Origin of the sequence: Nonomuraea sp. NPDC004580 (assembly GCF_040609855.1) — a bacterium.
Classification (GTDB): Bacteria; Actinomycetota; Actinomycetes; order Streptosporangiales; family Streptosporangiaceae; genus Nonomuraea; species Nonomuraea salmonea.
Genome location: NZ_JBEXLH010000001.1, coordinates 48,986 through 68,849 on the forward strand (window position 1 = coordinate 48,986; position 19,864 = coordinate 68,849).

19 protein-coding genes are annotated in these 19,864 nt (G+C 69.9%); 10 read left to right on the top strand and 9 right to left on the bottom strand.

From position 1 onward, the window contains the following. The first annotated feature begins 75 nt into the window (after positions 1–75). The gene (locus tag ABZW11_RS00225) at positions 76–1,059 is read left to right on the top strand and encodes a L,D-transpeptidase (RefSeq protein ID WP_355410961.1); all 984 of its coding nucleotides are present in this window, start codon (positions 76–78) and stop codon (positions 1,057–1,059) included. A gap of 67 nt (positions 1,060–1,126) precedes the next feature. On the opposite strand, the gene pcrA is transcribed toward ABZW11_RS00225, so the two are convergent. Continuing rightward, complete coding sequence (gene pcrA / locus ABZW11_RS00230; RefSeq protein WP_355412004.1) at positions 1,127–3,355, bottom strand: DNA helicase PcrA; 2,229 nt, start codon at positions 3,353–3,355, stop codon at positions 1,127–1,129. 125 nt (positions 3,356–3,480) lie between these two features. Between pcrA and ABZW11_RS00235 the strand changes: the two genes are divergently transcribed. Beyond that, positions 3,481–4,200, top strand: a complete 720-nt coding sequence (locus tag ABZW11_RS00235) for a PIG-L deacetylase family protein (protein ID WP_355410963.1) — start codon at positions 3,481–3,483, stop codon at positions 4,198–4,200. Positions 4,201–4,357: 157 nt separating this feature from the next. Then, positions 4,358–5,077 (top strand): CPBP family intramembrane glutamic endopeptidase, encoded by a 720-nt coding sequence (locus tag ABZW11_RS00240; protein WP_355410965.1) that lies wholly within the window; start codon positions 4,358–4,360, stop codon positions 5,075–5,077. Here ABZW11_RS00240 and ABZW11_RS00245 read toward each other — a convergent pair. The 3 genes from ABZW11_RS00245 to ABZW11_RS00255 all read right to left on the bottom strand — a co-directional run bounded on the left by ABZW11_RS00245 (position 5,055) and on the right by ABZW11_RS00255 (position 7,522). After that, positions 5,055–5,300, bottom strand: a complete 246-nt coding sequence (locus ABZW11_RS00245; RefSeq protein WP_355410967.1) for a WhiB family transcriptional regulator — start codon at positions 5,298–5,300, stop codon at positions 5,055–5,057. The genes ABZW11_RS00240 and ABZW11_RS00245 overlap by 23 nt on opposite strands. An 81-nt stretch (positions 5,301–5,381) precedes the next feature. Continuing rightward, positions 5,382–6,044 (bottom strand): neutral zinc metallopeptidase, encoded by a 663-nt coding sequence (locus ABZW11_RS00250; RefSeq protein WP_355410969.1) that lies wholly within the window; start codon positions 6,042–6,044, stop codon positions 5,382–5,384. A gap of 14 nt (positions 6,045–6,058) precedes the next feature. Then, positions 6,059–7,522 (bottom strand): glutamate--cysteine ligase, encoded by a 1,464-nt coding sequence (locus tag ABZW11_RS00255; protein ID WP_355410971.1) that lies wholly within the window; start codon positions 7,520–7,522, stop codon positions 6,059–6,061. A 141-nt stretch (positions 7,523–7,663) separates the two neighbouring features. Here ABZW11_RS00255 and ABZW11_RS00260 point away from each other — a divergent pair, with 141 nt between their 5' ends. Then, complete coding sequence (locus tag ABZW11_RS00260) at positions 7,664–8,431, top strand: NAD-dependent epimerase/dehydratase family protein (protein ID WP_355412006.1); 768 nt, start codon at positions 7,664–7,666, stop codon at positions 8,429–8,431. Positions 8,432–8,567: 136 nt separating this feature from the next. Here ABZW11_RS00260 and ABZW11_RS00265 read toward each other — a convergent pair whose 3' ends face one another. Together ABZW11_RS00265 and ABZW11_RS00270 are read right to left on the bottom strand one after the other, a co-directional pair. Beyond that, positions 8,568–9,434 (bottom strand): hypothetical protein, encoded by an 867-nt coding sequence (locus tag ABZW11_RS00265; RefSeq protein WP_355410973.1) that lies wholly within the window; start codon positions 9,432–9,434, stop codon positions 8,568–8,570. Positions 9,435–9,549: 115 nt separating this feature from the next. After that, positions 9,550–10,353 (bottom strand): hypothetical protein, encoded by an 804-nt coding sequence (locus ABZW11_RS00270; protein ID WP_355410975.1) that lies wholly within the window; start codon positions 10,351–10,353, stop codon positions 9,550–9,552. A gap of 357 nt (positions 10,354–10,710) precedes the next feature. On the opposite strand from ABZW11_RS00270, the gene sucC reads away from it, so the two are divergent. The 3 genes from sucC (at position 10,711) to ABZW11_RS00285 (ending at position 14,563) form a co-directional block, all read left to right on the top strand. Next, entirely contained in the window at positions 10,711–11,892 is a 1,182-nt protein-coding gene (gene sucC / locus ABZW11_RS00275; RefSeq protein ID WP_355410977.1) for an ADP-forming succinate--CoA ligase subunit beta, read from the top strand. Between the two features lie 3 nt (positions 11,893–11,895). Then, the gene (gene sucD, locus ABZW11_RS00280; protein ID WP_345395968.1) at positions 11,896–12,771 is read left to right on the top strand and encodes a succinate--CoA ligase subunit alpha; all 876 of its coding nucleotides are present in this window, start codon (positions 11,896–11,898) and stop codon (positions 12,769–12,771) included. Positions 12,772–12,946: 175 nt separating this feature from the next. Further along, complete coding sequence (locus ABZW11_RS00285) at positions 12,947–14,563, top strand: DUF6350 family protein (RefSeq protein WP_355410979.1); 1,617 nt, start codon at positions 12,947–12,949, stop codon at positions 14,561–14,563. An 18-nt stretch (positions 14,564–14,581) separates the two neighbouring features. On the opposite strand, the gene ABZW11_RS00290 is transcribed toward ABZW11_RS00285, so the two are convergent. Further along, on the bottom strand, positions 14,582–15,001 hold the full coding sequence (locus ABZW11_RS00290; RefSeq protein WP_355410981.1) for a hypothetical protein: 420 nt from the start codon (positions 14,999–15,001) through the stop codon (positions 14,582–14,584). A gap of 74 nt (positions 15,002–15,075) precedes the next feature. Between ABZW11_RS00290 and purN the strand changes: the two genes are divergently transcribed. From purN to ABZW11_RS00305, 3 genes are all read left to right on the top strand, one after another. Continuing rightward, positions 15,076–15,705 carry a phosphoribosylglycinamide formyltransferase gene (gene purN / locus ABZW11_RS00295; RefSeq protein WP_355410983.1) on the top strand — a complete coding sequence of 210 codons (630 nt, stop codon included), beginning with the start codon at positions 15,076–15,078 and terminating at the stop codon, positions 15,703–15,705. Then, positions 15,702–17,243 carry a bifunctional phosphoribosylaminoimidazolecarboxamide formyltransferase/IMP cyclohydrolase gene (gene purH, locus ABZW11_RS00300; protein WP_355410985.1) on the top strand — a complete coding sequence of 514 codons (1,542 nt, stop codon included), beginning with the start codon at positions 15,702–15,704 and terminating at the stop codon, positions 17,241–17,243. Before purN ends, purH begins: the two co-directional genes overlap by 4 nt. A 234-nt stretch (positions 17,244–17,477) precedes the next feature. Beyond that, the gene (locus ABZW11_RS00305) at positions 17,478–17,657 is read left to right on the top strand and encodes a hypothetical protein (protein WP_355410987.1); all 180 of its coding nucleotides are present in this window, start codon (positions 17,478–17,480) and stop codon (positions 17,655–17,657) included. A gap of 275 nt (positions 17,658–17,932) precedes the next feature. On the opposite strand, the gene ABZW11_RS00310 is transcribed toward ABZW11_RS00305, so the two are convergent. Both ABZW11_RS00310 and ABZW11_RS00315 read right to left on the bottom strand, forming a co-directional pair. Then, the gene (locus ABZW11_RS00310; RefSeq protein ID WP_355410989.1) at positions 17,933–19,141 is read right to left on the bottom strand and encodes an ROK family protein; all 1,209 of its coding nucleotides are present in this window, start codon (positions 19,139–19,141) and stop codon (positions 17,933–17,935) included. Next, positions 19,141–19,827, bottom strand: a complete 687-nt coding sequence (locus ABZW11_RS00315) for a hypothetical protein (protein WP_355410990.1) — start codon at positions 19,825–19,827, stop codon at positions 19,141–19,143. The genes ABZW11_RS00310 and ABZW11_RS00315 overlap by 1 nt, the downstream gene beginning before the upstream one ends. Between the last annotated feature and the right edge of the window lie 37 nt (positions 19,828–19,864).

Genomic DNA, 19,864 nt, shown 5'->3' on the forward strand with positions numbered 1-19,864 from the left:
CGCACACGAATCGACCGTCCCGGTTGTCTCACAAGGAGGTAGTCGAAAGCACTCAGTCCAGGAGTAACCCCTTTGATGCGCGTCACCCGGATGCTTCCGGCACTGGTCGCGCTCGCCGCCGCGTCGGCCTGCGCGGCACAGAGCGCCCCCGTATCCCGAGCCCAGACCCCCGTCGTCGTCGCCCCGGCGGCCGTCACGACCGCCCCCACCCCGACGCCGAGCCCCACCGCCTCCGGTACGGCTCGCAAGAAGGTCACGCTGGGCATCGCCGACATCACCCCGATGGGGGAGAAGACTGAGAAGGTCGGCGTCGGATTCCCGATCATCGTCACCTTCGACCGTGACGTGAAGAACAAGGCCGACGTCGAGGCCCTGCTCGAGGTGAAGCCCGACAAGCCGGTCGATGGGGCCTGGCGCTGGGTGTCGAAGCGCAAGGTGATCTACCGGACGAAGACGTACTGGCAGCCGTACCAGAAGGTGCTCTTCACCGCGCGGCTGTCGGAGCTGCCCGGCAACACCGGCGCCAAGAACGTCTCGCGCAGGTTCGCGGTCGGTGCGAAGAACATCTCCGTCGTGGACACCCGCAAGCACCACATGAAGGTGTACCGCAACGGCAAGCTGGCCAAGAAGATCCCGATCAGCGCCGGCAAGGGCGGGCTCGTCCGCAACGGCGTGGACGTCTACCTCACCACCAGCGGAACCCACCTCACCATGGGCAAGAAGGCCGTGGAGACCATGACGTCGTCCTGGATGGGCGTCACGGACCCCAAGGACCCGCGCTACTACAAGGAGGAGATCCCGTGGGCCGTGCGGATCTCCGACAGCGGTGAGTACGTCCACCAGAGCGCCGGCTACTACCACTTCCTCGGCCGCTCCAACCAGAGCCACGGCTGCGTGCGGGCCACCCCGGCGGGCGCCAAGTGGTTCTACACGATCGCCCAGCGCGGTGACGTCGTGAAGATCACCGGCACCAAGCGCAAGCTCCAGTGGAACAACGGCTGGAGCTACTGGCAGCTCAACTGGACCCAGTGGAAGAAGGGCAGCGCCCTGAAGAGCTGACGGACTCGACCCGCTTCGACGACACCGCAGGGCCACACCCACGCCAGGGGGTGCGGCCCTGCGCCGTCTAGAGCTTCTCCAGCGGCGCGTACGACAGCAGCAGCGTCTTCTCCCCGCCACTGCCGAAGTCGATCTTCACCTTGGTCTTCTCCGCGACCCCGTCGACGGACACCACCGTGCCGAGCCCGAAACTGTCGTGCGAGACCCGGTCACCGGGCGCCAGCGTCGGCACCGTCCGCCCGCCACCGCCGCTCTTGGCCGGGGCGGGGCGCGCGGCGGGCTCGCGCCGCGTGGCCGCGCTCCAGGCCGACTTCTCCGGGTCGGTACGCCAGTCGATGAGCTTGCCCGGCACCTCGTTCACGAACCGCGACGCGGGGTTGAACGACGGAGCGCCCCACGAGCTGCGCACGGCCGCCCTGGTGAGGTAGAGCCGCTGCTGGGCCCTGGTGATGCCGACGTAGGCCAGCCGCCGCTCCTCCTCCAGCTCCTTCGGCTCGCCCAGCGACCGCACGTGGGGGAACACGCCGTCCTCCATCGCCGTCAGGAACACGACGGGGAACTCCAGCCCCTTGGCGGTGTGCAGGGTCATCAGCGTCACCACGCCCTGCCCGCCGTCGGAGTCGGGGATCTGGTCGGCGTCGGCCACCAGCGACACCTGCTCAAGGAACTCGACCAGCGTGCCCTCCGGGTTGGCCTCCTCGAACTCCGAGGCCACCGAGATCAGCTCGTTGAGGTTCTCCAGGCGGGACTCGTCCTGCGGGTCCTCCGACGCCTCCAGCTCGGCGCGGTAGCCGGTGGCGACCAGCACCTCCTCGGCCAGCGCCGACGGCGGCACCCCCTCGGCCTTGCCGATCAGCTCCTCGAGCAGCGCGACGAACTCGCGTACGGCGTTGAGCGAGCGCGTCGCCATGCCGTGGGCCTCGTCGGCGCGGCGCAGCGCGTCCCAGAACGAGATGCGCTCGCGCGACGACAACGCCTCGATCATCGCCTCGGCCCGCTCGCCGATGCCGCGCTTGGGCACGTTGAGAATGCGCCGCAGCGACACCACGTCGTTGGGGTTGGCCAGCACCCGCAGGTAGGCCAGCAGGTCCTTGACCTCCTTGCGCTCGTAGAAGCGCACGCCCCCGACCACCTTGTAGGGCAGCCCGGTGCGGATGAAGATCTCCTCGAACACCCGGGAGGCCGCGTTGGTGCGGTAGAACACCGCCACCTCACCCGGCTTGACCCCCTCCTCGTCGCTGAGCCGATCGACCTCCTGGGCCACGAACATGGCCTCGTCGTGCTCGTTGTCGGCGACGTAGCCCACGATCTTGGGGCCGTCGCCCTGGTCGGACCAGAGGTTCTTCGGCTTGCGCGACTCGTTGCGGGAGATGACCGCGTTGGCGGCGGCCAGAATGTTCTGGGTCGAGCGGTAGTTCTGCTCCAGCAGGATCGTGCGGGCGTCGGGATAGTCGCGCTCGAACTCCAGGATGTTGCGGATCGTCGCGCCGCGGAAGGCGTAGATCGACTGGTCGGCGTCGCCCACCACGCACAGCTCCGACATGTCGGACCCCGAGCGCACCAGCTCGCCGTCGTCGGTGCGCAGCTCGGGATGCCCCACCAGCTCCCTGATCAGGATGTATTGGGCGTGGTTGGTGTCCTGGTATTCGTCGACGAGCACGTGCCTGAACCGCATCCGGTAGTGCTCGGCGACGTCGGGGAAGAGCTGGAACAACGTCACCGTGTTCATGATGATGTCGTCGAAGTCCATCGCGCCGGCCTCGGTCAGCTTGAGCTGATAGGCCTTGTACGCCTGCGCGAGCGTCTTCTCCAGGTGTGAGCCCGCCCGGTCGATCGCGCTCTCGTAGTCGACCAGCTCGTTCTTGAAGTTGCTCACCTGCGCGGAGAACGAGCGCGGCGGATAGCGCTTGGGGTCGAGGTCCATCTCCCTGCACACCATGGCCATCAGCCGCTGGGAGTCGGCCTGGTCGTAGATGGAGAAACTGGACGGGAACCCCAGCCGCTTGGCCTCACGCCGCAGGATCCGCATGCAGGCGCTGTGGAACGTCATCACCCACATCGCCCGCGAGCGCGGGCCGACCAGCTTGTCGATGCGCTCCTTCATCTCCTTGGCGGCCTTGTTGGTGAAGGTGATGGCGAGGATCTCGCCGGGATGCACCTCGCGCTCGGCCAGCAGGTAGGCGATGCGGTGCGTGAGCACCCGCGTCTTCCCCGAGCCCGCCCCGGCCACGATGAGCAGGGGACTGCCATGATGGATCACGGCCTCGCGCTGCTGCGGATTGAGGCCATCGAGCAAGGGGTGGTCAACAGAGACTTGGGTCGGCACCCACCCAGGGTAAGACGCTCCACCGACAAAAGGCGCCCGGAATGCCGACGAGAGGGTGCCGGTTGACCCCCACAGAATGTCAGGAAAGAGGGATCATGCTGCCTGAGAGCGAGATCAACCGCGTGCTCGTGGTGAGCGCCCACCCCGACGACGCCGACTTCGGCTCCGCCGGGACCATCGCGCTGTTCGCCGACCGGGGAGTGGAGGTCACATACCTGCTGGTCACCGACGGCGACGCGGGCGGCAACGAGCGCACGCTCGACAACTCCGGCATGGCCGAGCTCCGCCGCACCGAGCAGCTCGCCGCCGCCAAGGCCGTGGGCGTCAGCGACGTACGCTTCCTCGGCTACTCCGACGGCCAGGTGACCCCCACGCTTGAGCTGCGGCGCGACATCGCCCGGGTGATCCGCCAGGTCAAACCCGACCTCGTCATCACCCACCACCCCGACCGCAACTACCAGTTCATCGCCCCCAGCCACCCCGACCACCGCGCGGTGGGCGGCGCCGCCCTCGACGCCGTCTACCCCGACGCCCGCAACCCCTACGCGTTCCCCGAGCTGCTCAAGGACGAGGGCCTGGAGGCGTGGACCGTCCGCGAGGTGTGGCTCAACGGCGGCCCCACCCCCGACCACTGGGTGGACATCACCGCCTCGATGGACCGCAAGCTCGCCGCGCTGCAGTCGCACGTGAGCCAGGTCGCCCACGTGGAAGGCTTCGCCGACTTCGTCAAGAGCCGCTTCGGCGCCTGGGCCGAACAGGCCGGCTTCGGCGAGGGTCGATACGCCGAAGGCTTCCAGGTGGTCCCCACCGCCTGACCCCCAGACCCTCTCACGGCCTCAGGACATTGAACCAAGCGGCACGAGGGCGAAGGCTCGCCGCTCACCCCGCCGGCCAAAGCGCCGAGCACCCCCGATGCGGGCTGAGGAGAAGCGTGCGGGCGTCTTTCCGTGAGGTGAGACGTAGCCTGCAAGGATGCTGCTCCGCTCGATCGCCGTGCTGGCCGCCGCCAACGTGCTCAACAACAAGGTCGTCCCCCGCCTGGGACCTCTGACGTCCACCCTCGCCACCGGCGCGCTCGTCGCGATGGCCCGTAAGTCCGGGCTGACGTGGGAGGAGATCGGGTTCGAGGACGGGCGCCGGGGAGCGGTCGCGGGGGGTGTGCTGGCGGCGGCGGTGGCCGCGGTCTACACCGTGGGGGTGGCGTCGCCGCGTACGAGGCCGCTCTTCCACGACGAGCGGGCGCTGTCGTTGTCGCGTGCCCGGGTCTTCGAGGAGGCGCTGCTTCAGGTCCCCCTGGGGACGGTGCTGCTGGAGGAGGTCGGGTTCCGGGGGGCGCTGTACGGCATGCTGCGCAAGAGCCACGGCACGGCCGCCGCCACGGCCGTCTCCTCCGGGTTGTTCGGGCTGTGGCACATCCTGCCGTCGATCGACATGGCGCGGGCCAACCCGGCGCTGGGCGCGCTGACGGCCGGAGAGTCGCCCGGGCGGCTCGACGTGGCCCGGGTGGTCGTGGGGAGTGTCGTGTCGACGGCGGCGGCCGGAGTGCTGTTCTGCGAGCTGCGCCGGCGCCGGGGCCTGCTCACCCCCGCCATGCTCCACCTCGCCACCAACTCCCTCGGCTACCTCTTCGCCCGCCTCGCCGCCCCCCAAGACCCCGCGGGTGGGGTGGTCAGGAGGCGGTGGGGCGCGTGAGGCGGGTGCGGCGGCGTTCTTCCGGGGTGAGGCCGCCCCAGATGCCTTCGGACTCGCCGGCCTCTAAGGCGTACGCGCGGCATTCCTCCACGACCTGGCAGCCGGCGCAGATCGCCTTCGCACGGGCCTCCTGCGGCGGGGTGGGGGCCAGGGGGAAGAAGAGGTCAGGGTCGCTGGTGCGGCATGCCCCCCTGCGCAGCCAGCCGATCTCCTCCAATGGCATGCACCAACGGTAGGCCGAGGACAAGATCGGTGGCATCATTCTCTGGGTTGAACCCTGGCCTACGACCAGGCGATTACGTCGTCAGCAGGCGGTGACGCCGTTCTGGTAGCCGGCGGCGAAGGACCTCTGGCGTTGTTCGGCCGTTCCGTGCGCCGAGGGGTCGAGCCAGTCGTCCGTGGGGTCGCCGGCCGCCGCGAGGCTGTAGAGCAGTTCCTCCTCGTCGCCCTCCTCGGCGGCCAGGGCGCCGGACGCGACCATGCCGCTCAGGGCGGCGCCCGCGTAGCAGTCGGCCTGGAGCTCCATCTGGATGTTCAGCTGGTAGCCGGTGCGGAGCTGCGCCTGTACGGCATGCCCGAACTCATGCGGGATGATGACATAGACCGACCCGTCGCCCATCTCGCTCCACAAGGACTCCATCCAGTCCTGGTCGAACGCGATGAAATGCCCCAGCGGGCAGTAGAAGGCGTTGTTCGGGACGGCGGGCTGGTCGCCGCAGCTCGGCCCGAAACGTCCCGAGTAGGGGATGAAGTCGTTGATAGGCCGATAAGTCCGGCCGGACTCCTGGAACTGCAGCCGCCAGAACTCCTCCGTCAGCGTCCGCGCGGTCCGTACGTCCCCCTCGAACGTGTCGTCCCCCGCCCTGTCCATCGACTCCCGCCGCACCACCCCACAGCCCGTCGAGACGACGACCAGGACCAGCGTCAGGACGGCGGCCATGAACCGGGCCGAGCGGGGCGAAGTCACACCTCCAGCATGCGTCACGCGTCCCACGTGTGCACGGGTTCGTTGGTGTGCATGCGTTCGATGTACTCCAAGGTCATGGCCCGCAGTGCCGCGTGCCGGTCGCCGCCGTGCGCGCGTACCCGGTCCACCTGCCAGCTCGCCCCCGTGCGCCCCGTCAGGCACCGCCCCTCGATGACGGACAGCAGCCGATCCGCGGAAGCCCCGTCCACGCCCCACTTCGCCAGCCCCTCACGCGCCAGAGGCAGCAGCCGCCGCAGGATCAGCTCGGCGGCCGGCACCTCGCCCACTCCCGGCCAGTACAGCCGCGCGTCGAGCCCGTGCCGCGCGGCGGCGGCCAGGTTGTCCGCCGCCGCCTGGAACGACATCCGGCTCCAGATCGGACGCTCGTCGTACGGCAGCACCTGCATCAACCCGTAGTAGAACGCCGCGTTGGCCGCGATGTCGAGGACGGACGGCCCCGCGGGCAGCACCCGGTTCTCCACGCGGAGGTGCGGCACCCCGTCGACGACCGCATACACGGGCCGGTTCCAGCGGTAGATGGTGCCGTTGTGCAGGGTCAGCTCGTGCAGCTCGGGGATGCGGCCCTGGTCGAGCTCGGCGCGCGGGTCCTCGTTCGCGCAGAGGGGCAGCAGGGCGGGGAAATAGCTGACGTTCTCCTCGAACAGGTCGAAGACGCTGGTGATCCACCGTTCGCCGAACCACACCCGCGGCCGTACGCCCTGCGTCTTCAGCTCCGCCGGCCGGGTGTCGGTGGCCTGCTCGAACAGCGCCATCCTGGTCTCCCTGTGCAGCTCCTTGCCGAACAGGTACGGCGAATTGGCCGCCACCGCCACCTGCGGCCCGGCGATGGCCTGGGCGGCGTTCCAGTGCGCGGCGAACATGTCGGGGCTGACCTGGAGGTGCAGTTGCACGCTGGTGCAGGCCGCTTCGGGGGCGAGGCTGTCGGCGTGCGTGTCGAGCCGTTCGACGCCCTCGATGCACAGGTGCAGGTCCTCGCCCCTGGCGGCGAAGATCTGCTCGTTGAGCAGGCGGTAGCGGGGGTTCGCCGACAGTGTGCCCTCGCCGATGTCCTGCTCGCGCAGCGTGGGCAGGATGCCGATGAGGACGAGGTGGGCGCCCTCCGAACGCGCGCGGGACTCGGCGTGGTTCAGCCTGGCGCGTACGTCGTTCTCCAGCCGCTGGGCGCCGTCCCCCCTCAGCTCCTGGGGCTCGACGTTGATCTCGACGTTGAACTGGCCCAGCTCGGTCGCCCAGTCCGGCTGCGCGATGGCGGCGAGCACCTCGGCGTTGCGCATGAGGGCCTCGCCCCGCGCGTCCACGATGTTGAGCTCGATCTCCAGCCCGGCGAGCGGGTGCTCGAACGCGAAACGGGACTCGCGCAGCATCCGGGCGAACACGTCGAGGCAGCGGTGCACCTTCTCCCGGTATTGCCGGCGATCGTCCCTGCTGAACACGACGACCGGCACGTCCCTGCCCATATCTCGAAATGTCGCACGCCGAAGCCGACTAGGCCATACCGCGAAGGCAAAGGAACCCCCGTCGTCCACAGGCCGTTCGAGTTGTCCACAGGTTGGTTCAAGACCCGCGGCGGGGCCCGCGGGGCTGGCTAGGGTGCAGGCATCCACTGTGCCGCGCTGATCGTCGTCCCCGACTCTGTGGCCGACCCGATCGGCTACTACCGTGCGAACGTCGCCAAGAGCCTCGACTTCGTCGAGCACCTGCTCCGCAACGGGTGCACGCGCATGATCTTCAGCTCGTCGGCGTCGATCTACCAGGCGGGCGACGACCACACGGTGACCGAGGAGTCGCCGCTGGCCCCGCAGAGCCCGTACGCGCGGACGAAGGCGGTCTGCGAGGGCATGTTCGCCGACATCGCGGCCGGCCGGCCCATCAAGATCCTGTCGCTGCGCTACTTCAACCCCGTCGGGGCCGACCCTCTCATGCGGACGGGCCTGCAGCTCCGCCGCCCCAGTCACGCGCTGGGCAAGATGATCGAGGCGTACGAGGAGGGCGTCCCCTTCCAGATCACCGGCACCGGCTACCCCAAGGCCGACGGCACCGGCATCCGCGACTACGTCCACGTCTGGGACCTCGCCGAGGCCCACGTGGCGGCCCTGCGGCGGTTCGACTCGCTGGAGGCCGACGTGGTCAACCTCGGCACCGGCTCAGGCACCACCGTCCGCGAGCTGGTGGAGGCGTTCAACCGGGTGGCCGACCGTCCGATCGAGACCGTCGAGGCCCCCGCCCGCCCAGGCGACGTGGCCGGCGCCTACACCCGCAACGACCGTGCCCGCGAGCTGCTCGGCTGGCAGACCCGCTTCTCACTGGAGGACGGCATCAGGCACTCCCTCGATTGGGCCGCCCTCCGCCCCACCCGCCTCCCCTGACCCGAGAAGGGGGCGGCGGCGACGCGAGGCAAGGGGCGAAGTGCCGGCCCGGCTCAACCAGGCCGGCACCCGGAGCGACTCACCCGGCCGGCCCGCCAGAGTGGCGGGCCGGCGGGGCCGGTGCTCGACGTGCGGGTCAGCCGGCGAGGCTGCCGATGGGGAGTTCGAGGCTGGAGATGTCGTCCTCGCCGTTCTTGAACGTGGTGGTCACCTGGTCGGCGGGCGGGGCCTTGACCACGACCTTGCCGCCCCAGCCGGTGTAGCGGGTGTCCACGCTGATGCTGCCCGTCTTGCCGAGGCCGGGCACCGACGTCGGGTACGTCGTCACGAGCCGCGTCGGACGGCCCGCCTTGTCGACGGTGAGCTTCCAGCTGATCGACGCCTTCATCGCCTTGGCGGAGGGCTTGTCCATCCAGCTGGAGCGCAGCCAGGGGGAGACCTTCCACAGGTCGGCCACCCTGGCCTTGCCCGCGTAGCCGCTGCCGGTCGCCTTGGAGCGCTTGAGCAGGGTCGCCAGGGTGACGGGCTCGGCCACGTTGATGGGCTGGCCGTAGGTGCCGGTGAAGCCGCCGGTCAGGCCCTTCGGCATCTTGTACCAGGGCTTGTCCTCGGGCAGCAGCGCCGACCAGATGTTGCCGGACAGGTAGGAGGTGGTGCCGACGCGGATCGTGCGCTCGGGCACGGTCAGCGCCTTCAGCAGCAGGCCGGTCTCGCCGTCGCCCACGCCTTCCAGGTCGCTCGCCTTGATGTTGATCTTGCCGGTGATGTCCGAGGCGGCGACGCCCGACTTGCCGAACTGCAGGGAGCCGGTACGCCGGACGAACACCTGACGGAGGCGACCTTCGCTCAGGGTGGTCCGTTCGGTGAACTTCACCCCCTTGCCGGGGGCGAGCTGCTTCTTGACGGCCGCCACCGGGTTCTTGGGCGCGGCGGCCAGCGCCGGGGTGGCGCTCACGAGAGCGGCGGTCGTGGCTAACGCCACGCCGGTCAGGATTCGCTTCATGCGGATTCCTTAGGTGTTGAGGGGGAGTTGCTGATGTGCGCCGGAGCCCAGAAGGGCGGCACCGGCGTCAGTGCGCCGGGGCCAGAAGGGAGAGGCCCCGGCGCGGGTGTGGCGGCTACTCGACCGCGCTGAGCGAGTTCAGCGACCCGTCAGGAATGCTCTGCGGCACGTCGCTCTCAGTGCTCAGCTCGCTGACGTCGACCACCTCGTCCGCCGGCGGGGCCTTGATCGTGACCTTGCTGCCCCAGCCGGTGTAGCGGGTGTTCACGGTGGACGTGGTCTTCCCGAGGATGCCGAAGTCCAGCTTGTACTCGCTGCGGACCCGGGTGACCAGGCCCTTGGAGTTGACGTCGAGCACGTACGAGATCGCGACCTTGCCCAGCCGCTTGTCGACCTTCTCCCCGTAGAGCTCGCCGAGCCGGCCGAAGGTGACGGCGCCCCGGTACGAGCCGCCCTTGAAGCTCTTGGCGCCCGTCACGAGCGCCTTGAGCACCTTGGGCCGGAAGATGTCCAGCGGCTGGCTGCCGGCCCGCCCACCGGTCTGGTTCGGGTAGCGCACCCACTTCTTGCCGTCGGGAAGTTCATCGCTGAACAACCCGCCCTTCGCGTACGTGTAATTGCCGACCGTGACCATCCGCGGCGGCGCGCCAAGGGAAGGCCCCGCGCCTTTCACTCCGGTGCGCAGGTCCATGGCCACGATTCCGGACTTGCCGAAACCGAGCGTGCCGTTCGTGGTGATGCTCACGGCCCCCGTCGAACCCGCGGCCGTGCGAGCGGACTCGGAGATCCGCACGCCGTGCCCGGTGACGTACTGCTTCTTCAGCGCTTTCACCGGGTCAGCGGGCGCGGCCTGCGCGGGCGCGGCGGTCACGAACGCGGCCGACGACGCCAGCGCGAGCCCCGCGAGAATTCGCTTCATAGGGTTTCCTTCGGCATTAGGCAAGAACGAGGAGCAAGCCTGACATTTGAAGATCACGAACATATATCGAGCGAAGGGTCTTATGTCGGCTAAACCGTGCAATTTGTGTGCAGAGTCCGTCCTGAAGAAGTGAGATCACCGTCACATAGCGGAAGAACCGCGACCCGATGACCTGGGCAGGTCAAGCTTCGGGCTAGGCTTCACTGGCGGAAACGCCCGGCACGACCCCTGAGCGCAGGAGCTCGCCGTGACAGAGCAGAGCGAGGAACGAAGCCCGCGCACGGCGAAGCGCACGCGACCATCAGCACAGATGCCCGGGCCGTCGAACATCAGTCGGATAAGCAAGGACGGACCCTCGTGGACCTGTTCGAACATCAGGCGAAGGAGCTCTTCGCTGACTACGGCATCCCGGTGCCACGCGGCATCGTCGCCCACAACGTGGAGGAGGTGCGGTCGGCGGCTCAGGAGCTGACCGGCCGCGTTGTCGTCAAGGCCCAGGTCAAGACCGGCGGCCGGGGCAAGGCCGGCGGTGTGAAGGTGGCCGACGACGCCGCCGACGCCGTGGCCAAGGCCGAGGCCATCCTCGGCATGGACATCAAGGGCCACACGGTCCACAAGGTGCTGGTCGAAGAGGCCAGCGCGATCGCCGAGGAATACTACTTCTCCTTCCTGCTCGACCGGGCGAACCGTACCTTCCTCGCCATCTGCTCGGCCTCGGGCGGCATGGACATCGAAGAGGTCGCCCACACCGCCCCCGAGAAGGTCGCCAAGGTTCCCGTCTCGGCCCTGACCGGTGTCGACCGCGCCAAGGCCCGCGAGATCGCGGTGGCCGGCGGCCTGCCCGAGAAGGCGCTCGACGGCGCAGCCGAGCTCATCGAGAAGCTCTGGTGCTGCTTCGTCGACGAGGACGCCACGCTCGTCGAGGTCAACCCGATGATCCTGTCGGCCGACGGCCAGGTGAAGGCGCTCGACGGCAAGGTCACGCTCGACGACAACGCCGGCTTCCGCCAGGCCGACCACGAGGCGCTGGCCGACAAGGCCGCCGAGGACCCGCTTGAGGCCAAGGCCAAGGAGAAGGACCTCAACTACGTCAAGCTCGACGGCGACGTCGGCATCATCGGCAACGGCGCCGGCCTGGTCATGTCCACGCTCGACGTGGTGGCCTACGCCGGTGAGGCGTTCCCCGGCAAGCCGGCGCCCGCGAACTTCCTCGACATCGGCGGTGGCGCGTCCGCCGAGGTCATGGCGGCCGGCCTGGAGATCATCCTGTCCGACCCCAGCGTCAAGTCGATCTTCGTGAACGTCTTCGGCGGCATCACCGCCTGCGACGCCGTCGCCAACGGCATCGTCTCGGCGTTCAAGCTGCTGGAGAGCCGCGGTGAGGCGGTGACCCACCCGCTGGTGGTCCGCCTCGACGGCAACAACGCCCAGCTCGGGCGGCAGATCCTGGCCGACGCCGCGCTCCCGCGCGTCGAGCTGGTTGACACGATGGACGAGGCGGCCAAGCGCGCCGCCGAGCTCGCTGCGGTAGGTGCGTGACCCATGGCCATCTGGTTGACGGAGAACAGCAAGATCATCGTTCAGGGCATGACCGGTGGTGAGGGCACCAAGCACACCCGCCGCATGCTCGCCTCCGGTGCTCGCGTCGTGGGCGGTGTCAACGCCCGCAAGGCCGGCACCACGCACGAGGGCCTGCCCGTGTTCGGCACGGTGAAGGAGGCCATCGAGCAGACCGGCGCCGACGTGTCGGTGGTGTTCGTGCCGCCGAAGTTCACCAAGGACGCGGTCAAGGAGGCCATCGACGCCGAGATCCCGCTCTGCGTGGTGATCACCGAGGGCGTGCCGGTGCACGACTCGACCGAGTTCTGGGCGTACGCGGTGGCCAAGGGCAACAAGACCCGCATCATCGGCCCCAACTGCCCCGGCATCGCCTCGCCCGGCGCCTCCAACGCCGGCATCATCCCCGCCGACATCACCACCGCCGGCCGCATCGGCCTGGTCTCGAAGTCCGGCACGCTCACCTACCAGCTCATGTACGAGCTGCGCGACTTCGGCTTCTCCACGGCCGTCGGCATCGGCGGTGACCCGGTCATCGGCACCACCCACATCGACGCGCTGCAGGCGTTCCAGGACGACCCCGGCACCGACGCGATCGTGATGATCGGCGAGATCGGCGGCGACGCGGAAGAGCGGGCCGCCGCCTACATCGAGCAGCACGTCACCAAGCCGGTCGTCGCCTACGTCGCGGGCTTCACCGCCCCCGAGGGCAAGACGATGGGCCACGCGGGCGCCATCGTGTCCGGCTCGGCCGGCACCGCCCAGGCCAAGAAGGAGGCCCTGGAGAAGGTCGGCGTCCGCGTCGGCAAGACCCCCTCCGAGACGGCCCGCCTCATGCGCGAGATCATGCAGGCGCGCTGATCGTTTCCCGAAGGGCTCCGCGTGGTATGCCGCCATGCGGAGCCCTTCGCGCGTGCGAATGTCCCTACGCCCTCGGCGAAGAAGCGACAGAACGCGGCGATACCCGGCGCGTCAACCAAGCTTCGGTCGGGAAAGCTTGAGAAAATCGCCTACTGTGACGGCGATCCTCGACCAGTTGCGTACTGCCCCCCGGTCGGTGCTCGGCAAGCTCCCCGGAGCCCCGAGCGACGACGACGAGACGCGGCGGCCGCTGCCGGTGTCGGGAATGCTGGCCGCCGCCTGCACGCTCGGTGTCGGCCTCGCCGTGCTCACCACGCTCACCCTCGTCGGCTGGATCGCCGCGCCGCGCGGCACGCTGGGCGCCGGGCTGCCGGGTGTCTTCCGTACGGCGGCGCAGCTCTGGCTGGCCGCCCACCACGCCGGGTTCGCCATCCCCGGCGGCCGGGTCGGGCTGCTGCCGCTCGGCCTCATGATCCTGCCCGCCATGCTGCTCTACCGCGCGGGCCGCTGGATGGCCCGCGACGCCGACCTGCGGCTGCGGCTGCCCGCCCGGCTGCCCAAGAACAGCCCGAAGGAGCAGGCGGGCGCGAGGCGGCGGGCGCAGCTCGTCCTCGTGGTGCAGGCCGGGGTGTCGCTGGCGGCCCCCTACGCGCTGCTGGCCGGGCTGATCGCGCTGGTCGCCGGCAACGAGATCACCCAGCCGTTCATCGGTGAGGCGCTGCTCAGCCACTTCCTGCTGGCCTTCCTCGCCGGCTCGCTGGCCACGGCGCGCATGATCGGGCCCTGGCGGGTCATGCTGCGGCTGCTGCCCGAGCGCGTGCGCGCCCTGACCGTCGGCACGGCGGTCGCCACCGCGGTGCTGGTGGTGGCCGGGCTCGCACTGGTGCTGCTCGCGGTCGTGCTCAACTTCGGGCAGGTCAGGCAGCTGTCGGAGGTGCTGTCGCCGGGGTTCGTGGGCGGGGTGCTGCTCATCCTGCTCCAGCTGCTCTACCTGCTCAACGCCGTCGTCTGGGCGTTCTCCTACATCGCCGGGCCCGGCTTCGCCATCGGCGCCGACACGCTGGTCGCGCCCACGGGCGTGCAGCTCGGCACCGTGCCCAGCCTGCCGATCCTGGGCGCGCTGCCCGAGAGCGGGCCGGTGCCCGCGTGGATGATGGCGGTGATCGCGCTGCCGTTCGCGGCGGGCGCGGTGGCGGGCGTCATGGTGGCCCGCATCTCGCCCTCGCCGTCGTACGAGGCCGCTCCGCTGTGGGGGTTCCTGTCCGGCATCACCAGCGGGCTGGTGGCCGGGGTGCTCGCGGCGCTGTCGGGCGGGCCGATCGGCGGCGGGCGGCTGGCCACGGTCGGGCCGTCGCCCTGGGAGGTGGCGCTGTCGGTGGCGCTCGAGGTCGGCGTGGCGGCCGGCATCTCCGCGGGCGTCACCAACCTGCTGCTGCTCAACAAGAAGGCCAGGGCGCCGCTCGACAAGGCCGCCGCCCCCGTACGCAAGGCCGGAGCGGCGCTGGCCAAGGCGGCGAGCAAGGTCGGGCTCGCCGAGAGCGACCCGCGCCCGCTGCCCGGCCACTGGCTCGACGCCACCGAGGCCGACACCCAGGAGATCCCCGTCATCAGGGACGACTGGCAGGACGAGCACGCGTCGGCGGAGGCCGAGACGCTGGCCCAGGCCCGGCCCCGGCTCGCCGAGCCCGAACCGGCCGCGGCCCGCCCGCCTCGCAAGGACATCGTGGACGAGTCAGACGACCGGGGCGGCCACGTGATCTACGTCGACCCTTACGCCTGGGATCGCGACTAGGTCAGGGCTGCGACCAGATCAGGGCTGCATGGTGCCGAGCATCTGCAGGACGTCGGCGGGCAGCTTGCGCTGCGCCGCCTCCTTGAACTCGGCGAAGCACTCACCCTGCGAGGCCACCGTGCCGGCGCCCTTCATGCACTCCGTGTAGGCGGAGTATTCGTCCGCGAGATAGAGCTGCATGGCCGTGGCCCCCGCCGACAGCGCGAGCGCGAGCGAGGAGACGGTGATGCCGCCCACCGCCACGCCCGTGGGCTTGCCCTCGCTCTTGAGCAGCGGCAGCGCCCGGACCCCCGCCATCAGCGCGAACAACGCCATGACCAGGCCCGCAAGGGGCAACATGAACGTCATGGCCAGCGCTGCGATGGACAACCAGATCGCTCGGCGGCCCGCGGAATCCGCGGGCTGCTGGCCTGCCGGTGCCTTCACCGGTGTCGACACCTGACCTCCTCTGCGTCGCCGGACGATGAACAGATACCCTGTGACCCCCACCCTGTTTCCTCATTGGAGTGTGCGTGTCTAAGGCTGGGCGGCTCGTCGTCCTCGTCTCCGGCTCTGGAACCAACCTACAGGCCCTGCTGGACGCTTCCGCCGATCCGTCGTACGGCGCTCGCGTGGTCGCGGTGGGCGCGGACAGGGAGGGCATAGAAGGGCTGGTCAGGGCCGAACGAGCACAGGTCCCGACATTTGTCGAAAAATTGGGCGATTACGCGACTCGGGCGGAATGGGATGCCGCGATCGCGGCCCGCATCGCCGCGTACGAACCCGACCTCGTCGTGTCCGCGGGATTCATGAAGATTCTGGGCATCCCCACCCTCGACGCCTTCCCCGTCCTCAACACCCACCCGGCGCTGCTGCCGTCGTTCCCCGGCGCCCACGGCGTACGCGACGCGCTCGCCCACGGCGTCAAGATCACCGGCTGCACGGTGATGCTCGCCGACGAGGGCGTCGACACGGGGCCCATCGTGGCGCAGGCGGCGGTGCCCGTGCTCCCCGGCGACGACGAGGAGGTCCTGCACGAGCGCATCAAGCAGGCCGAGCGGCGCCTGCTCGTCGAAACCGTCGGCCGGATGGCCCGCGAGGGCTGGACGGTCAGCGGACGTATGGTCCGCATCGGCAACCACAATGGAGGGGAAACCACGTGACTCGCATCGCCATCCGGCGCGCGTTGATCGCTGTATACGACAAGTCCGGGCTCGAAGAGCTGGCCAGGGCCCTCGACGGTGCCGGGGTGGAGATCGTCTCGACCGGTGGCACCGCCGCCGCGATCTCCTCCTTCGGGATCCCGGTGACGAAGGTGGAGCAGCTCACCGGGTTCCCCGAGTGCCTCGACGGGCGGGTCAAGACGCTGCACCCGCGCGTACACGCCGGGCTGCTGGCCGACGTCACCAAGCCGCACCACGTCGCCCAGCTCGACGAGCTCGAGATCGACCCGTTCCAGCTCGTGGTCGTCAACCTCTATCCGTTCCAGCAGACGGTGGCCTCCGGCGCGTCCGACGCCGAGTGCGTCGAGCAGATCGACATCGGCGGGCCCGCCATGATCCGCGGCGCCGCCAAGAACCACAGCACCTGCGCCGTCGTCGTCGACCCCGGCTTCTACGGCGACGTGCTCAACGCCCTGTCCGAGGGCGGCTTCACCCTCACCGAGCGCCGCCGGCTGGCCGGCATCGCCTACGCCCACACCGCCTCCTACGACGTGGCCGTGGCCAACTGGTTCGGCGGCACGTACGTGGGCGAGGGCGAGTTCCCGCAGTTCACCGGCACCGCGTACGAGCGCAAGGCCACCCTCCGCTACGGCGAGAACCCGCACCAGCGCGCCGCCCTCTACACCGCAGGCGAGGGCGGGCTGGCCAACGCCGAGCAGCTGCACGGCAAGGAGATGTCCTACAACAACTACCTCGACGCCGACGCCGCCTGGCGGGCCGCGTGGGACTTCTCCGACCCCTGCGTCGCCATCATCAAGCACCAGAACCCGTGCGGCATCGCCGTCGGCGCCGACGTGGCCGACGCCCACCGCAAGGCGCACGCGTGCGACCCGGTCTCCGCCTACGGGGGCGTCATCGCGGTCAACCGGCCCGTCACCGCAGAGCTGGCCAGGCAGATCTTCGACGTGTTCACCGAGGTCGTCATCGCGCCCGACTTCGACGCCGAGGCGCTTGAGGTGCTGCGCGGCAAGAAGAGCCTGCGCCTGCTGCGCTGTGCTTCCGGCCCCGCCAACCCGACCGAGTTCCGCCGGATCGACGGCGGCCTGCTCGTCCAGACCACCGACCGCGTCGACGCGCCCGGCGACTCCGCCGCCCAGTGGGAGCTCAAGACCGGCGCCGCCGCCTCGCCCGGGGTGCTGGCCGACCTCGAGTTCGCCTGGCGGGCCTGTCGCTCGGTGAAGTCGAACGCCATCCTCCTCGCCAGCGACGGCGCCACCGTGGGCGTCGGGATGGGCCAGGTCAACCGCGTCGACTCCTGCCGCCTCGCCGTCACGCGGGCCGGCGAACGGGTCGCCGGCTCGGTCGCCGCCTCCGACGCCTTCTTCCCGTTCCCTGACGGGCTGGAGGTGCTGGCGGAGGCCGGCGTACGGGCGATCGTGGAGCCCGGCGGCTCGGTCCGCGACGCGGAGGTCATCGAGGCGGCCGAAAAGGCCGGCATCACCCTCTACTTCACCGGCACCCGCCACTTCTTCCACTGATCAGCCACACGCAGCTGGCCCGCCTCCGGCACCCGGAAGCGGGCCATCCCCGCGTCATGCCCTGGCTCACGGTGGCTCATGAGGCTCGCGGAGGGCCGTGGGAGGTGCCGTCGGTGGTGACATCAAGACCAATCTGATGGATCTTGTCGCTTTTATCCCTTTTTGTAGCGAGCAGTCGCCGAGGAACGTTAGCCTGAACTCCTCCTCCCCACTCCCGTCCCTCGGAGTTCTTTTATGGCGCTCGACGCATTCCTGCAGGCCTTCGTCGCCTTGAACGGCTTCTCCTCCAGCCCCATCGTCCTCGTGGTGCTCGCCCTCATCGGCGCCTACCTCGGCGGCCGCATCGTGGAGGTAGTTCCCTTCACCCGCCGCATTATCGAACGCCGCGAAGCCCAACTCGCCGAACGCGAGTAACCACCCTCCGGCGAGAACCCAGGCGCACAACAGCGCAGGCCGCGGCACCGAACCACCCACCGCAGCCACCAGACCGGCACCCCCCACAGCGCCTTCTGGAGCAGAATCCGGGCAGCCCCCATACCGCTCCGCATTTTCACGTGTCGCATCCCCCCGACGCGTCCCGGAGCGATCGCTGGCGCATCTGGCACGCCGACGCACCTCGTCCCAAAGGCGCCTTCCGGGGCCAGCGCACCCCCTGCGCGACCGCTGCGGTGAGGGGTGTGAGCTGCTGGTCAGGTTGTGGACTTGAGGGCTTGCCAGGCCAGGTTCGCGGCGCCCGCGAGGCCCGCCCGGACGCCGAGCGTGCTCTGCTTCACCTGGACCGCTCGGACGAACGCGAGCCCCGCCACGTCGTCAAGTGCTCGCTCCAGCGGGTCGAACAGTACGCTGCCCGCCGCCGACACGCCTCCGCCGATCACCACGGTCGTGACCTCGGCGGCCGCCGCTGTGGACGCGATCATGCCTGCCAGTGCCCTGGCGCCTCGCTCGAACGCCTGCACCGCGATCTCGTCCCCGGCGGCGGCATCCCGTGCCAACGCCCGTGCGTCCGCCCGTCGTTCCTCGCCCTGAGCCCTGGCCTGCTCGTTGTGAGTGTGCTCCTCGTCCCCAGGAGTCCCGTTCACCCGGCCGTCCCCGAAGGCTCCTCTACCGTCCTCGAAAGGTCCGTCCCCTACGGGCCCGTTGCCTCGACCTCCCCCAAGAGGGCCGTTCTCCCGGCTGTTCCCGAAGGGTGCGATCCCCTGATTTCCCTCAGTGCTCCCTTTCCCTTGCTTGTCCCGGGGGGCCCCTGCCCCTGGGGTCGCGTCGTGAACGTGGACGAGGGGCTTTCCTGGGACGCCAGCCGTCGAGGTGTCGGGGGAGGGGGACCAGCCGTTGTCCAGGGCCCAGCGGGTCATGTTCGGGCCGCTGGCGTAGCGTTCCACGCAGCCTCGGCCGCCGCACTCGCAGCGTTCGCCGTACGGGTCGATGCTCATGTGCCCGACATGCCCGGCGTTGCCTGTGGGGCCGAGGAGCGGGGCACCATCGATGACCAGGCCGCCGCCGATGCCGGTCGACACCACGATGCCCAGCAGCGACGAGCAGCCGCGGCCGGCGCCCAGCCAGTGTTCCCCCAGTGCGAAGCACTGCGCGTCACCCGCGAGCAGCGTCGGCAGCCCGGTCAGCTTGTGCACTTCGTCCCGCAACGGGAACCGGCGCCAGCTCGGCATGTTGACGGGGCTCACGGTGCCGGTGGCCAGGTCGAGCGGGCCGGCGCAGCCGATGCCGACAGCCTGGGGCGCCGGGCCGCCTGCCGTCACCTCCGCGATGAGGGCGGCGAGGGCGGACATGACGTCCGTACGCGGGGTCGGCCGCGTCGCTGAGCGCAGGATGGAACCCTTCTCGTCCACCAGCGCGGCGGCGAGTTTGGTCCCTCCGATGTCAATGGCAAGTACGCAGTTCATCAGTGTTTGTGGTGGTTGTCGGGCTGGCGGGGGTCGCCAGGATGCTCCAGCCCGGGAACGAGGGTGACCTTCCTGGCCCGCATGTCGTCCAGCCAGCGCGCGAACGCCTTACGCCGAGCGGCGGCCAGAAGGTCGTGGTCGTGGTCGGCCGGCCGGGAGGTGGGGTGAAGCAGTGTCTGCACGATTCCTTCCGGTTGGTCGGACTGCGGTGCGGTAGCGGCCGTGGGGGACGGTGACGGTGACGTGGGGGCGGTCGCCCCAGGTGACGGCGTGATGGTGGTCGTCTGGCCAGGTGGGGTGGTGACGGTCGTCTGGTGTGGTGGGGCGGGGGTGGGTGTCTCGGGTGGGGTGGCGGTTGCCACGTGCCAGCCGAGGGCGTCCCTGATCGGGCCGACCAGGGTGTTGTACGGGTGGCTTTGGAGGGCTTGGGCGAGGGTGCTGGGCAGGGAGTCGAGCGTGATGAGGCCGAGGGGTTGGAGGTCGGAGGGCGTCGCCGCCTGTGCGTCGGTCAGGGTGTCGAACAGGCCGTGGCGTACGTGGTGGCGGGGCGGGCGGTCGGGGGTCGGTGGGCGGCGCCATTCCTCGGGGACGGTCACCGCAGCCGTGACGTGCTCGAACACGGCCCGCACCCAAGGGCTGGCGTTGTAGGCGGCGGCGTTGATCGAACCGAGTTCGACCGCGGCCACCCGATCGAGCGTAAGGGCTGCCGTCACGGCCGCTTTC